Origin of the sequence: Streptomyces sp. HD (genome assembly GCF_028369295.1) — a bacterium.
In the GTDB taxonomy this organism is placed as follows: Bacteria; Actinomycetota; Actinomycetes; order Streptomycetales; family Streptomycetaceae; genus Streptomyces.
On record NZ_JAQMYP010000067.1, the window covers coordinates 32,977 to 46,816 of the forward strand.

The window sequence follows — 13,840 nt, forward strand, 5'->3', positions numbered from 1 at the left end:
TAGTTCGGGGTGGGGAGATTGGGGAGTGGCGCATAGTCGCCATGCGTCAGCGGGGACTTAGTGGGGCAGGCTGTGACATTGCTGTGAGGGGAGGGTGACCCCGCGGCGACCCCGCAGCGACCCCAGGGCGACCCCGCAGCGACCTCAGGACGACCCCACGGGCGACCCCCGGGGTGATCCTGGGCGACCCTCCCCCAGGCCCGTCAGCCCAGCTGAACCCGGTCGATCAGCCCCGCCGTGGTGAACGCGGCCGTCAGCTCCTCCCGCCCCTCGGTGAAGTGGGCCCAGCTGTCGAAGTGGACGGGAACGATCTGCCGGGCCCCGAGTATCCGGGCGGCCTCCGCGGCACGCGCGCTGTCGAGGGTGAGCAGCTGCCGGTCGAGGACGGCGGTACGGGCGGCCCCGGCGAAGAGCACGGCCGTGTCGACCGGCCCGAACCGCCCGGCGATCTCCTGGACCGGGCCGAGCTGGGCGTTGTCGCCGCTGACGTACACCGTGGGCAGACCGTCGCCGGTCAGCACGAACCCGACGACCTGTCCCACCACCGCTTCGAGCCCCTCCCGCTCCCCCGGCCCGTGCAGCGCGGGCACCCCGGTCACGGTGATCACACCCCCGCCGGGCCGCTCCACCTCCACGGACTCCCAGTCCCGCAGCCCCCGGGCCGTACCGCCCAGACGCCCCGCACCACTCGGCGTCGTGAGGGTGAGCGGCACGTCGGCCAGCAGGGCCCGGCCGGAGACGTCGAGGTTGTCGGGGTGCTCGTCGTGCGAGAGCAACACCACGTCGATACGGCCGAGTTCGGCGGGCGAGGCGGAGGCGGCCGCGGTCTTGGTCAGACCTCGGCCGCCGCCCAGCGGGTACTCGCCGGGGGCGTCGAAGGTGGGGTCGGTGAGCAGCCGCAGCCCGCCGTACTCGATGAGAGCGGTGGGACCGCCGAAGACACGGACGGGGACGGGCACGGGGACCTGCTCGGTGGTGGTGCTGGTGGTGGCGACCATCGTCAGACCTCACGGTTGATAGGGCTTCTATCCGTGAGGTGAAGGCTAGCCGCTTCTCACGGATAGACGCAATCAATACCGTGAGAATGAGCCCGTGCCTCCCGCTCGGCATGTGCGCCGACTGTGAGCACGTCGTCGGCGTGGCAGGCGCGCGCCTCCACGAGCGTGCGGTTCTCGCAAACATCCCGTTCCAGCCGTGACACCCCCGAACCTCCCTGCGCTGTAGAGGGTGGACCAGGAACCAGGGCCCCCGTGGTGCCCGCTCGCCCCCTGTGCCTGCCGGACCTGCCGGCGAGTCAGGGATTTCAGGTGGTCAGGCATTCAGGTGGTCGGGCGGTCAGGGCATGTCTCGCTGACGGCCTGGGCCGAGGAAGTACGAACGTCGTCGTGATCGAGGTGGGCGTGCAAGGGCTGCTGGCGGACCGTTATCAGTTGCTTGAGTGCCTGGGCCGCGGTGCGATGGGCGAGGTGTGGCGGGCGGCCGACCAGTTCCTCGGGCGCCCCGTGGCGGTCAAGCTGCTGCACGCCGAGGGGCCCGCGGACGCGGACCGTTTCCGGCTGGAGGCAGAGACCGCGGGTCGGCTCAACCACCCCAACGTCGTGGGCATGTACGACTTCGGCTCCGACGGCGACCGGCTGTACCTGGTCATGGAACTCGTCGACGGCTGGACCCTCGCCCAGGAACGGTCCCGTTACGGCGCCCTGCTCCCGCGAGACGCCGCGGCCATCGCCGCCCAGGCGGCCGCCGGTCTGGCCGCGGCGCACCAGCAGGGAGTGGTCCATCGGGACGTGAAGCCGGCGAACGTGATCCTGACGGCCGACCGCACGGCGAAGATCGCCGACTTCGGGATCGCGCGCTTCGCCGACATCGCCAGCGGGCTGACGGTCACCGGCAAGATCGTCGGCACCGCCGACTACCTGGCCCCCGAACGCGCCCTCGGCCGTCCGGCGCAACCCGCCTCCGACGTCTACTCCCTCGGCTGCGTCCTGCACGAACTGCTCACCGGCCGGCCCCCGTTCAACGGTGCCACCTCACTGGCCGTGGTGCGGCAGCACGTCGACGACACCCCGCTCCCACCCGTCCGGCTCCGCCCCGGGATACCGCAGCCTCTCTCCGACTACGTGCTGCGCCTCCTGTCCAAGGACCCGTCCCACCGCCCCACCGCGGAAGAGACGGCCGCCTGGCTCACCGAGTACCACCGGACGCCGCACCCGCCCACGGCCCCGGCCCCGACCGCGCGCTCGACTCCGACCTCGCCCTCGCCCTCGCCCGGGCAGGACGGCACCAGCTCCGCACCCGCCCCGCTCACCCCTCGGCCCGCCGACCCGCGCCCCCGCAAGTCCCGCCGCGCGGCCCACTCCCGCCCGCGAGGCCACCGCAGCCTGGCCTCCAAGGCCATCTCCTCCGGCACCGGCCTGGCCCTGTTCGCCGCAGTGGCAGCCCTCGGCACGTCCCTGGCCTCCGGCTCCGACGAGGACACCCCGACGCCCTCTTCGTCCCCCGCCTCCACAACGGACACCCCGGCGCCCGAAGCCGGGACCCCGAGCCCGCTGTCCGTTCAGCGGGAACACGGCAAGGGCAACGGACACCAAGCCCACGAATGATCACCAACCCGGCGCGGCACGCCAGTTGGGGGTGCCTCCGGTATTCCCGGAAACACCCCCACTACGCGCATCCTCCGCCGAGAATTCAGCGCGAATCCTTGCGTGCGCGAATGTAGTGCCATCCGGAGTAGAGCATTCCCAGCACTCCCCCAACTACACCAACCCAGCACAGGACGATTGCCCACAGGTCCGTGTTTTGCGTGAGCCATAGCAGGCTCACTACGACCAGCGCTACGGCGACCGCGAATCGCTCCCCGTAGCTCCAGCCGCGGCGACCGGTCAGTCCCCGGTTGCTGTGCATGTGTAGGTTACGCCCTTCATTTTGATATCCGTCCAGCCGATCCTCGTGTTACGGGGGGCGACATCAGTGCCACCACCACCGCCACCACTGTCCTTCTTCCGGCAGTAATAACCGAGTGCGTCGAGCTTCTTGATATCGCTCATCGCCTGGTACTTCTTGTACGAAGCGATCATGGCGGCCCGCTTTTGCGCAGGCGTGGCTTCCTGCGCCTTCGAGTACAGGTAGCACCCGACGCTGGCGCCGATGCCCACCCAGGACGCTCCCTTGGCCAGCGCCTTGGTAAGGCCGGCCGCGCCACTGCCGATCCCCAGGACTGTGCAGATCTCATTGGCGCCGATGCGGGCCTGCCCCGCAGTTGCCGCCTGCTCGACCGCGACGGTCTTCTCGCCTTCCGGCGAAGCCGCATAGGCGGCGTTCACGCCAATTCCGCACATCGTGCCGGTTATGGCGGTGGCGGTCACGGCAGAAATTACCTTGCTTCGCATACTCACGAAGTCATTCCCCCTACATTCAGCAATCACTGGTCAGGCAATTGCTTGATCATTACAAGGGTGACGCTACCAGCGAGGACACACGTACGCAATAGCGAATTACACCGACGAAGGTAAGTCATTGACGATTTCTTACTTAGGTCAAGCCTATGAAATCGGGTGAATCTCACGTAATTCACAGACCGGGCATCTCGCCGAGGCTACGAGAGCGGCCCCAGGACCTCCTGGGACTCGATGAGCCCCTGCTCGCTGGGCGCCTCGCCGTCGTCGAAGACGCGGGCGGCCTGCCGGGCCCGGAATTCGAGGTGGGCCTCGGCGGGCTTGGCGTAGCCGTGGCGGGCGCGGGCTTCCGCGGGCGTCAGCACTTCCTCCGTGCGGGGAGGGATGCCGAGCTTCATCGGCGCGATCACCGGAACCGTGGAGGGCGAGAGCCGTCCTATCAGGCGCAGTTCGGCCTTGGGGCTGAGGTGGGCGAGCGCGAAGGCCGTCTTCATCACGGGCACGATGAGCAGGTCGAGGAGACGGGACTGCCGGATGCCGGCCAGCTCACGCATCCAGCGCGGCATGGTGGCGACTGTGGCGATCCGCTGCGCCTTCGCGACGGCCAGGCTCGCCGGCTTCGCCCAACGCGGCGTCGGCGGCAGTACGAGCTCGCTCCTGAGCAGGTGGTTCATGGCCTGCCGGGCGATGGGGCTGGCGGACAGCCGCGGGCGCATCTGTTCGAAGTAGGCCCGGACGCCTTCGCGGCTGCGGGGGACGTCGTCGGGGGAGCACGTCTGCAGTTCCGCGGCGAGAGCGCACGCCTCCCAGTACTCCTTCTCCTCCTGCGCGGTGAGCTTCCCGGGTCCGTACTTCTCGTACGCGTAGAGGATCGAGTGCCAGCCGGTCAGCTGGATCCACAGCTGCGAGGCGGGGTCGTTGGCGTCGTAGGTCCCGCCGCCGTAGGGCAGGTGGCCGATCGCCTTGGAATGGACCTTGACCAGGACGTCCGCGGCCTTGCACACCTCCCGCGAACCGGCGAAGGCCACCATCGCGAAGTACCGCAGGGTCCGGTCGTAGCGGGTGCGGGAGCGCCGGTAGATGCCCTGGGTCGCGTGGACGGCGGCCACCAGCGGCGGGTCGAGTTCCTCCACCACCACGGCCCGCTGGAAACCCACCGTCGGCGCGGTCGGATAGCTCCAGACCTTCCACACCACCGAACCCGGGCCGAAGAAGCCGTAGTCCTCGTGCGGTTCGACCTCGCTCCACTTCGACTTCGCCATGGAACCGCTCCTCATCCGTCCGCGGCGTAGACCGCCTCGGTCTTCGATCTTGGACTCTCGATTACGACACTGCTGTCTTAAATTAAGACACGGGTGTCGTAAACTGCCAAGGTGTCTGCGCCCACATCTTCGGAAGACAAGCCCCGCAAGCGCCGCCCCTACGCCCCGCGCGTCCCGATCGAGCAGCGCCGCGAACAGCTGCTCGACGCGGCCCTCGCCGTGATCGTGAGCGACGGCTACGACCGGGTCTCCATCGATGCCGTCGCGAAGAAGGCCGGTGTCGCCCGGTCGGTGGTCTACGGCGCCTACGAGAACCTCGACGCCCTGCTGACCGCACTGCTCGACCGGGAGCAGGCACGCGCCTTCGGACGGCTGCTGGAGACAATCCCCGGCGCGCAGGACCCGCGCGACCCCGCCGCGTTCGCCTCCGAGGCGGTGCGCCGGATGTCCGCGATGCTCCGCGAGGACCCCGACACATGGCGGCTGATCCTTCTACCCCCGGGCAACATGCCCACGGTCGTCCACGACCGCATCGAGGCGGACCGAGAACGGTTCCGGCGCCGGGTCGAGCAATGGCTCTCCCACACCCTGGCCGACCGAGCCGGCCCGGCACTCGACCCCCAGGTCCTCGCCCACGCCCTCGTCGCCTGCGCCGAACACTTCGGCCGCACCGCACTCACCGATCCCGCCCGATTCGACCCGCCCCACCTGATCGACCAGGTACAGCTGATCCTCAGCACCATCTGGCCACCGTCGCGCTGACGGCAAGCCAGCCCTGCCCGTTACCTGATGCGCCGTCAATTCTCGTCGCCCGACCAGGCATCCCAATGTTCCGAATACGAAGAATAAATGGGGGTATTCAACTCAAAGCATGTAAAGCACTACCGCCCACCGGCAGTTACCTCAAATAATGCTCAAGCCGTACAACCATTCATTGACTTCAAATGTCGACGCCGTCTAACTTTGCGCCAGCAACCACCCGACCGACCGCCGGGTGAAGACGAGACGGGGAAACATGAACCGCATATCAAAGATTGCCGTGCTCGCAAGTGCCGCGATCCTGCCCATGACCGGGGCCGGGACTGCTGCTGCCGCACAGGTTTCGACGCAGGAAACCACGAGCGTTTCGACTTCCGTTCCTGACGGGTTCGTCAAGCCGGGCCCGAACACCATCGTGAAGCGAACCACTTCCGCTGCGTCGGCCCCCGCCCCCTCCGACGCCTCCGCCTCGACACGTGCAGGCATCACACTCAAGAACATCAACGGCCCGAGCGAGGTCTGCGGCACCACCAAGCTCCAGAAGACAAGCGGTGCGGGCAAGACGACCCTTGTGATGACCGTTTCGAAGTCCGTCTCCGCCGAAATGAGCACCGAAGTCTCGGTAGACGCCCAAGTCGTCTCCGGAAAGCTCGGGTTCAAGGTGACTGGCACATTCGGTGTCGAGGACCAGACTCGCTATGAAGTACCCAAGGGGAAGTTCGGGTACATCGAGGCATACCCCCTCTACGACATGTACAACTTCAACGTTTACAGTGGTAGCAAGAACCTGGGTTCCAGCTGGGCGATGAAGCCGGTCGGCGTGTGCTTCAACCAGTGGGCCGAGTAGACAGAGACCCTGACTGTAGGGGAGAGCGCCGATGGCGCGGATGATTCGATGCCTCATCGCCGGCGTCACGTTGGGACTCGTCTGTTCTGCTTGCACCACACCGGACACCGCGGCCGAAAGCCCGTCCAGTCCGCCGGAAAAAGCCGAACTGCTAAAGCTCCCCACGGTTGACGTGACCGGTGACCCTTTCTCCGAACTGGATGTCACTCCTCACGAACCCAGGCGAAGAGTGATCGGTGAGGTCGACGCGGGCAGCGAGAGGGTCATCTTGTACACGGAGGGGAGAAAGTGCGGGCTTGTCGCCTTCCCTGCGGACGCGAGACAGAAGCCCTCATTGCAGCTCCTCACCGCTTGGCCGAAGAATGACGGCGAAGGAAGTTCGCGCCTACCATTCGGACCCTATATGACGGCATCCGGACACGGCTCAGGTGACACCCCTGCATGGGTAGAACTCTCGTGCAGCCGACAAGCTCTCGTCGTCAACTACTCGCCGTCCAAGGCCGACCAGGAGATAAAGCACAAAGGCTCACTCTCCGTATCCCGCGCCAACGACGACAAGTCACTCTCAATCGTCGTGAGCGAGGAAGCGAACAGAAAGAAGATCCTCTCTGCGGTCGCCTCCTCCTGACGGGACGAACGGGCTCCGTCTCCGACATGGTGACGGGGCCCGTTCCCATAGAGCCAGGGGAACGGAATACGCACTCGCGAAGTGAGCAGTCAGCACCTCGTCCGGCGTGGGTACCCAGCGCGACCAGCGCGACCAGCGCAACAACGCTGGTCAACTCCGGCCGCCCGTCCACGAGTAGCGCATCATCGCCCCAAAATGGACTCACCCCCAGCTCGAAGTGCCTCTGAGCCGGGGGCGATTCTGTAGGCCCTGTCGGACTGGGGCAGGTTGGGCAGGACCTTCGATCCGATCCGGTCCCTCACGGTCGCTGCCACATCGTCCGCTCACGCATCGCTCACGCAGGAAGGTCGACTGAACAGCCCTGTCGACGTCGTCGTTCAGAGGCGGAGCAGGCGTTGGGTGATCTCTCGGTACTGCCTCAGGGCCAGGTGGAGTTCGGCGGCCCGCGTTTCGGAGTCCTGGTCCTGCCAGCCCGCGTGGAGGGTACGCCGCCGTTCGGCGAGGACGTCCATGAGTTGGGCGGTGACGTCGTCGAAGGCGCCTTCGGCTTCCTCCAGCGACTCACGCGGAGCGTCGGGGAACGTGTTGACAGCCCGCCCGAGGCGCCTGGCGATCTTGTCTCGTGCCTCCGACGGAATCAGCGGTGCCGAGCCGGGGGCATGGCGTCCCGTGTCGTCGCGGGGCTGGTCCGCGGGCTGTTGAGCGCGTGTCTGGTCGTACATCATCGAGTGCCGCTTTCCTGTGCGTCGTGCCGGATGTCCGCGGCGGCACATCCCTGAGCCGTGCCACCGTCACCATCCGGCGCCGGCCTGTGTCAGCGCGATGCCGCCTGCGACGGGCCGCGGTTTGTTACAAAGGCGGGAGTGCGGTGGAGCAGACGAGAAACTTTTCGTATGCCGGAACTCAGGCCGGCTCAGGAGCGCCCTCTCGTGTTCCGGTCCTCGTGCTCCGGTGGGTCCACCAGACCACATTCCTTCAACCGCACGCCACCCGTCGTCAGGGGCAGCCCGTGACCCCGGCCGCGCCATCCGCATCCAGGCCGAGGAGCCACGTACCGCTCAGTCCGAACCCCTCTCATCCCCTCCTGCGCCTGCGCCTGGCGCCCCGCGGTGACCTGCCGAGACCCATCGACGGAGCGTGGTGGCCCCGTTCGTACGACCTGCTCGCCGAACTTCCCCGGCTGCTTGCCGGGTTGCCGCGCGCGTGGGGCCACATCACCAGCGTCACGGTCAACGGGGCGACTTGGTCCGCCGGCCCCGGCCGGATGCTCATCGCCAACCAGGTCGTACGACTGCGCAGGAACCTCACGGCATCCGCCCCGCAGACCGTCGTCCTGCTCACCCCCGGCCAGGGGCGCTGGGATCTCGTGGTCGTGCCCCCGGACACGACCGAGGAGGCCGCGGAACCGCTCATGGCGACCGCGGCCGACGGTCACGTGTGACGCGATCAGGATCAGCAGGGCGGTGGCCACAGCGATCACATCCCCACGGCGCGCCGCTGGTTCGGGCCGTGTGACGAGAGGGCACCCCCCGCTCGCGTCCTTTCCGCTCTTCGGGCCTGCGCACGCCGACGAGGCGTGCGGTCGGGCCCTGCGGAGGATGGCCCGCGGCGGAGCATGAGAGATGGTCGCGGACATCATGCAAGACCCGTCTCCGGACCCCGGCTCACTCCCGCCGCCGGGCGTTCTCCCCGGAGCGGCTGGTCTCCAGCCACGACCGGGCCGGTTCTGCCGGGCGGGCGGTGTCCACGGTGAGGTCGAGGCGCGTTCCCCCGTCGGCGCCCGCGGGGTAGCTGCGCTGCTCGCTGGCGGCGAAGCAGCGTCGGAGAGCCTCCGCGACCCGCCGGGCGGCCTCCGGCGAGGCGGCGACGATACGGACCTCGGCGTAGCCGTCCGAGGGTGCTTCCATGGGCTGCATGGCGACCTCGGAGTTCGATGTCCTGCTGGAAGACGGGCCGGTTCTCTCACTCTACGCCGGTGCGTCCCACAGCCCTCGCGGACGATCCGCGGCCCGACACCGCGCGCGCGGCCATGGCCGAAGCGGTCCGCGCCGACAACGTCACGCAGGCCGCGCAAATCCTCGTCGACACCCGTAGCGGGACGTGACAGGGGTCAGTCGCGGCGGTCGTCGGGCAGGCCCGGCGCCGGTGCGGAGATGTCCGTGGTGTCGAAGCCGCCCGAGATGATCCGGGTGGCGAGGTCCGCCAGGCGCAGGTGACGGGTGCGGGCGTACGCCCGGAACGCGGCGAAGGCGTCGTCGACGGAGGTGTTCCAGCGCTCCGCCAGCACGCCCTTGACCTGCTCGATCAGGACACGGCTGGTCAGCGCGGTCTCCAGCTGGCTGTTCTCGACATGCGACTGCTCCAAGGTGCGCTGCTGGAGGATCGTGATGGTCGCCACGTCGGCGAGCGCCTGGGCGAGCGCGATGTCGTCGTCGCCGAGACGCAGGGGTGTGGTCTGGAAGAGGTTGAGCGCGCCGACGACGCGACTGCGCAGGCGCAGCGGGATGGCGTGCGTGCTCACGTACCCCGTCTCACGCGCCCGTACGGCGAAGTGCGGCCAGCCCACGGTCGTCTCCGGGCGCGTCAGGTCGATGTTGGTCCGCGCGGCACCGGTGCGGTAGCACTCCACGCACGGGCCCTGGTCGTGCTGGAGCGCGAACAGCTCCAGCAGCCGGGTGTGTTCGTCCGAGGCGGCGATGATCTGCAGTTCCCCGTGCGCGTCCGCGAGCAGGATCCCGGCCGCCGACACGTCGAGCAGTTCGACGCAGCGCGCGGACAGCCGCTGCAGCAGATCGATGACGTCGAAGTCCTCGACGAGGGAGTCGGCGACCTCCACGAAGATCTCCGCCAGACGTCGTTCGCGGGCCATGCCGATCATCCCTTTCCACCATCGGGCGAATACGGCCCGCTCACATCGTCGTCGAATCGGATCCTGCGGGCCACCACGTCCTGCGCCACCTCGCCGAGACGGCGACCGCTGGCGTAGGCGTGGGCCCGCAGACGCAGGAGGGCGACCTCCATGGACACGCCCAGTTGGACACTGACCATCCCCGTGGCCTGATGCACGGCCGCGCGATGCAGCCCCGACGGCCACTCCGGGAACACGCCGAACCCGGGCACTTCCCCGTTGCGGCTCTCGCGGGGCGCCGCCCCGTTCAGGAAGGCGCCGGTCAATGCGGCCGTCAGGGCGGTGGCGTCCGCGTACTGCTGCTCGCTCAGCCGTCGGTTTCCGTCGCTCAGCACGGTCAGGACGCCGACCCGGATGGCGCCGATACCCGGCGGGAAGCAGCACACACCGTGGACACCCAGCTCGCGCGCGGCCGGCAGCAGCGCGGGCCACCGCTCGGGGCGCACCCGGTCCAGGGCCGGCTCCACGACAGGTGTTCCGGTGCGGACGGCGTCCGGTCCCGGCCCCTCACCGAGCGTGAGCTGGAGTTCCTCGAACCGAGCACTCAGCTCCGGATGGCACCACAGCGGTTCGGTCATCCGGCCGCCGTCCAGCAGCAGCAGCGACACCGTGGGCGCCCAGCACCCGCGTGCACGCCCGCGCCGGGTCGCCGATCTCGCCGCGACGCAGTGTCCGCAGGAGGTCGGCCATGCCGTCGCTGATCACCGTTACCCGTTCCTCGACAGCCGGGGCGCTCCGGGGCGCGGCGCAGCCTGGCCTGCGCCGGACATTACGTGCCCCGGTGCGTCACCACACGGTCCGCGGTTATGCCCTGCCAGGCGTCCTGGGCACTCGCGTACCGGGGGAACCGCTCCAGCAGACCGCCGGCCCGGAACACGAGCATCGCTCCCGGCCGGGTATGGATCACTCGGACCCATCCACCCCGCCCCCGGCAGTCGCGCCAGGCCGAGCACAGCGGCTCCAGGACGCTGCCGTCCATGAACGTCACGCCTCTCAGGTCGACGATCAGGAACCGCCGGCCGCTGCCGTGGCGAGCGTCCTCCAGATCACGCGCGAAGGCCGGCGCCGTGGTCACGTCCAGCTCACCGCCCGCCCGGACCACGCGGCACTCGTCGAACACGTCGGGATGCGGACTCATGCGTCCCATCTCCTCAGTCGGTTGGCTTCCGCCGTGCGCAGTGCCTCTGTTGCGCGGAACGGGACTTCACGGAGAGGGCCGGGGTCACGGGCGACCGTATGACCAGCCTACTGCTGTGGCGGCACGGCCGGACGTCCTTCCCTGACGCCCCTGGAGATGACCGGAAGCGACAGTTTCCAGGCACTTCCGGACGGGTTCCGAGGCGATGAGTTCAGCAACAAGGGGCATGAGCGGAGACGGTTCCGACGCAGTGCCATGGAGACGAAAGCACCCCCGTCCACCTCCCTGCTGCACATCGGTGAGGCGATGGGTGTCGTGCTGCCGTACGGCTGTCTGGTCTGGTGAAGTTGCCGATGGTGACGGCCGGATGGCTGCCCGGTCCTGCCCGGCCTGTGGTGAGCGGCTGCAGTTGGACGTCGGCCCGGCGGGCTCGGTTCTGTTCGGCGGGGAGGCGGTGGACGCCCGGCGTTGACCCCCTGGCGGGCACTTCCACCACTCAGCTGAGCCGCGGCATGTGTCCCTTCGTCAGCCGAAGGGCGGAGTCTTGGGCCAGCCGCGCACGCACAGGCCCCGAAAACGAAGCGGCGCCCGAGCCGACCGAAGCCGACCCGGACGCCGCGTAGCAGGTCAGAGGGCATATCCCCCGCCTACCACCCGTAGGCCCTGTGGGACTCGAACCCACAACCAATGGATTAAAAGTCCACTGCTCTGCCAATTGAGCTAAGGGCCCAGGCGATGTTGCCACCCCGAGCATAGCCGGACGTGGCCGCGTCTCCGATCGGGTATCCGGGTCACGGCCACGTCGGCGGTGGCGGAGAGGGGCGAACCGGGGCGGAATGAGCCCCCGCGCGCCGAACCGCTACGGATCCACCGCCTCGACCGCCCCCGCCTTCCCGGCGGCCCTGTCGGCCCTGCCCGCCTGCCGGGCGATCGTGCGCTCATGCTCCGCGTTGAGGAACCAGTGCCGAGCCGAAGCCACCCACCAGACCGCCGCGAACCCCAGGACGACCAGGACCGCGACCGGCGCGTAGTTGAACGTCTCCCAGGTCACCGGCGACACCTGAGGCAGCATGAACAGCACCGTGATCGCACCGACCCACACCACGGCCACCACCCCCACCAGCCCCGACCAGCGCCCCAGATGCCACGGGCCCCGATGGAACGCGTCGCCCTTGCGCAGCCGCAGCAGCGTCGGGATGACGTACGCGATGTAGAGGCCGATCACGGCGATCGAGGTCACCGCCGCGTACGCCGCGACGTTGATCAGGTACGGCAGGCCGAGCAACAGCGCCCCGCCGGCCGCCAGCCACACCGCCGCGACCGGTGTGCGGGTGCGCGGACTGACCGTGTGCCAGATGTGGGAGAAGGGCAGGGCGCCGTCGCGCGAAAAGGCGTAGATCATACGGCTGTTGGCCGTCACCGACGCCATCCCGCAGAACAGCTGCGCCCCGATGACGACCAGCAGCAGCAGCTTGCCCGCCGTCGCGCCCAGCGCGTCGAGCAGGATCTGGGCCGGCGGCGCGCCCGTCGGGGAGGTGCGGGCACCCTCGTACGACTGGATCGCGAAGGTGAAGCCGAGGAGGAGCACGAATCCGGCGATCCATGACGTCCAGATCGACCGCACGATGCCCTTCGGGCCCGCTGTCGACGCGTCGTGCGTCTCCTCCGTCATGTGCGCCGAGGCGTCGTAGCCGGTGAAGGTGTACTGGGCCATCAGCAGCCCCAGCAGGACGACGTAGACCCCGCTGCCCCAGCCCGTGTTGTTCACGAACTCGCCGAACACGAAGGACGCGGACTGGTGCCGGTCCGGCACGAAGGCCAGCGCGCCGACGATCAGCGCGACGCCCAGCACGTGCCACCACACGCTGATGCTGTTGAGCAGGGCCACGATCCGTACGCCGAAGGTGTTGAGGAGGCCGTGGAGCAGCAGGATGCCCGCGAAGAGCAGGATCGTCCGACCCGGCGTCACCTCGAAGCCGAACTGCAGGTTCAGATACGCGCCCAGGAACGACGCGGCCCCGAAGTCGATGCCCGCCGTCACCGCCACCTGGCCCAGCACGTTGAACCAGCCCGTGAACCACGCCCACGCGGCGGCCGTACGCGGTGGCGCGAGCCGGTGCGCCCAGAAGTACAGGCCGGCGGACGTCGGGTACGCCGAGCAGATCTCGGCCATCGACAGACCCACGAACAGGGTCATCAGACCTACGGCCACCCAGCCCCAGGTGATCACCGCCGGGCCGCCCGTGTTCATGCCGAACAGATAGAGGGTCAGGCAGCCCGACAGGACCGAGATGATCGTGAAGGAGACCGCGTAGTTGGAGAACGCCGACATACGGCGGGCGAGAACCTGCGTGTAGCCGAGCTGGGCCAGCCGCTCCTCGTCCGAGAGATTTCCGTCCGGGAGCGTTCCGTTCGACAGCCCACTCGCTATGGCGTCATCTGTCATGTCCCCAGCGATTCCCCTACCAGGGACGTGACATGCGTCACAGCTTGGCCAAAAAATGCCCTTGCAGCCCTGCCGCCCGCGCCCGATCTTCACCCGCGCCCCGGGTACGAAAAAGCGCCGTGACCCCGACAGGGCCACGGCGCTCTCCGCTCACTCAGTGTCAGCCGTTGCGCTTCCAGCGCGGCTTGTCCTCACGGCGCCCGAAGGAGCCGCCACCACGGTGGTCGTCCCGACGGCCGTAGGGCCGCTCGTGCCCACCGGTGCGGAAACCGGGACGGTCGTCACGACGGTCGCGGTTGAAGGGACGGTCGCTGCCACGGTGACCGCCGCGCTCGTCACGACGCTCGAAGGAACGGCCGGCCGGACGGTCGTCACGGCGGAAGCCGCCACGGTCGTTGTCCCGGCGCTCGAAGGTACGGCCGCCACGGTCACGGTCGAAGGAACGCCCACCGCGGTC

At 68.7% G+C, this 13,840-nt stretch carries 15 protein-coding genes, 1 tRNA gene and 1 pseudogene; 6 read left to right on the top strand and 11 right to left on the bottom strand.

Features of this window, described 5'->3' with window-relative positions:
- Nucleotides 1–203: 203 nt before the first annotated feature.
- On the bottom strand, nt 204–998 hold the full coding sequence (locus tag POF73_RS40645) for an MBL fold metallo-hydrolase (RefSeq protein ID WP_272124434.1): 795 nt from the start codon (nt 996–998) through the stop codon (nt 204–206).
- Between the two features lie 387 nt (nt 999–1,385).
- Here POF73_RS40645 and POF73_RS40650 point away from each other — a divergent pair, with 387 nt between their 5' ends.
- Entirely contained in the window at nt 1,386–2,603 is a 1,218-nt protein-coding gene (locus POF73_RS40650) for a serine/threonine-protein kinase (protein ID WP_272124435.1), read from the top strand.
- A 279-nt stretch (nt 2,604–2,882) separates the two neighbouring features.
- Here the strand turns inward: POF73_RS40650 and POF73_RS40655 are convergent, their stop codons facing one another.
- Both POF73_RS40655 and POF73_RS40660 read right to left on the bottom strand, forming a co-directional pair.
- Nucleotides 2,883–3,365: a hypothetical protein gene (locus POF73_RS40655; RefSeq protein ID WP_272124436.1), complete on the bottom strand. Its 483-nt coding sequence runs from the start codon at nt 3,363–3,365 to the stop codon at nt 2,883–2,885.
- 230 nt (nt 3,366–3,595) lie between these two features.
- On the bottom strand, nt 3,596–4,657 hold the full coding sequence (locus POF73_RS40660) for an oxygenase MpaB family protein (protein ID WP_272124437.1): 1,062 nt from the start codon (nt 4,655–4,657) through the stop codon (nt 3,596–3,598).
- A gap of 111 nt (nt 4,658–4,768) precedes the next feature.
- Between POF73_RS40660 and POF73_RS40665 the strand changes: the two genes are divergently transcribed.
- The 3 genes from POF73_RS40665 to POF73_RS40675 all read left to right on the top strand — a co-directional run bounded on the left by POF73_RS40665 (nt 4,769) and on the right by POF73_RS40675 (nt 6,891).
- A complete protein-coding gene (locus tag POF73_RS40665) occupies nt 4,769–5,419 on the top strand; it encodes a TetR/AcrR family transcriptional regulator (RefSeq protein WP_272124438.1) in 651 nt (216 codons plus the stop codon).
- A gap of 253 nt (nt 5,420–5,672) precedes the next feature.
- Nucleotides 5,673–6,263, top strand: coding sequence for a hypothetical protein (locus tag POF73_RS40670; protein ID WP_272124439.1), 591 nt, complete (start codon nt 5,673–5,675; stop codon nt 6,261–6,263).
- Between the two features lie 31 nt (nt 6,264–6,294).
- Nucleotides 6,295–6,891 carry a hypothetical protein gene (locus tag POF73_RS40675; protein ID WP_272124440.1) on the top strand — a complete coding sequence of 199 codons (597 nt, stop codon included), beginning with the start codon at nt 6,295–6,297 and terminating at the stop codon, nt 6,889–6,891.
- 377 nt (nt 6,892–7,268) lie between these two features.
- Here the strand turns inward: POF73_RS40675 and POF73_RS40680 are convergent, their stop codons facing one another.
- Nucleotides 7,269–7,616, bottom strand: a complete 348-nt coding sequence (locus POF73_RS40680) for a hypothetical protein (RefSeq protein WP_272124441.1) — start codon at nt 7,614–7,616, stop codon at nt 7,269–7,271.
- A 284-nt stretch (nt 7,617–7,900) separates the two neighbouring features.
- Here POF73_RS40680 and POF73_RS40685 point away from each other — a divergent pair, with 284 nt between their 5' ends.
- Nucleotides 7,901–8,332 (top strand): DUF5994 family protein, encoded by a 432-nt coding sequence (locus POF73_RS40685; protein WP_272124442.1) that lies wholly within the window; start codon nt 7,901–7,903, stop codon nt 8,330–8,332.
- Between the two features lie 223 nt (nt 8,333–8,555).
- Here the strand turns inward: POF73_RS40685 and POF73_RS40690 are convergent, their stop codons facing one another.
- Nucleotides 8,556–8,807, bottom strand: coding sequence for a hypothetical protein (locus POF73_RS40690; RefSeq protein WP_272124443.1), 252 nt, complete (start codon nt 8,805–8,807; stop codon nt 8,556–8,558).
- A gap of 59 nt (nt 8,808–8,866) precedes the next feature.
- On the opposite strand from POF73_RS40690, the gene POF73_RS40695 reads away from it, so the two are divergent.
- Nucleotides 8,867–8,995, top strand: coding sequence for a hypothetical protein (locus POF73_RS40695; RefSeq protein ID WP_272124449.1), 129 nt, complete (start codon nt 8,867–8,869; stop codon nt 8,993–8,995).
- Between the two features lie 6 nt (nt 8,996–9,001).
- Here POF73_RS40695 and POF73_RS40700 read toward each other — a convergent pair whose 3' ends face one another.
- From POF73_RS40700 to POF73_RS40725, 6 genes and pseudogenes are all read right to left on the bottom strand, one after another.
- Nucleotides 9,002–9,769, bottom strand: a complete 768-nt coding sequence (locus POF73_RS40700) for a GAF and ANTAR domain-containing protein (protein WP_272124444.1) — start codon at nt 9,767–9,769, stop codon at nt 9,002–9,004.
- Nucleotides 9,766–10,407 (bottom strand): ANTAR domain-containing protein, encoded by a 642-nt coding sequence (locus POF73_RS40705; RefSeq protein ID WP_272124445.1) that lies wholly within the window; start codon nt 10,405–10,407, stop codon nt 9,766–9,768. The genes POF73_RS40700 and POF73_RS40705 overlap by 4 nt, the downstream gene beginning before the upstream one ends.
- A gap of 161 nt (nt 10,408–10,568) precedes the next feature.
- Nucleotides 10,569–10,937 (bottom strand): STAS domain-containing protein, encoded by a 369-nt coding sequence (locus POF73_RS40710; RefSeq protein ID WP_272124446.1) that lies wholly within the window; start codon nt 10,935–10,937, stop codon nt 10,569–10,571.
- 657 nt (nt 10,938–11,594) lie between these two features.
- Nucleotides 11,595–11,667 (bottom strand) — tRNA-Lys (locus POF73_RS40715).
- Nucleotides 11,668–11,796: 129 nt separating this feature from the next.
- On the bottom strand, nt 11,797–13,383 hold the full coding sequence (locus POF73_RS40720) for an amino acid permease (RefSeq protein ID WP_272124447.1): 1,587 nt from the start codon (nt 13,381–13,383) through the stop codon (nt 11,797–11,799).
- Between the two features lie 160 nt (nt 13,384–13,543).
- Nucleotides 13,544–13,840: pseudogene (locus POF73_RS40725) on the bottom strand (DEAD/DEAH box helicase); the annotation flags it as partial.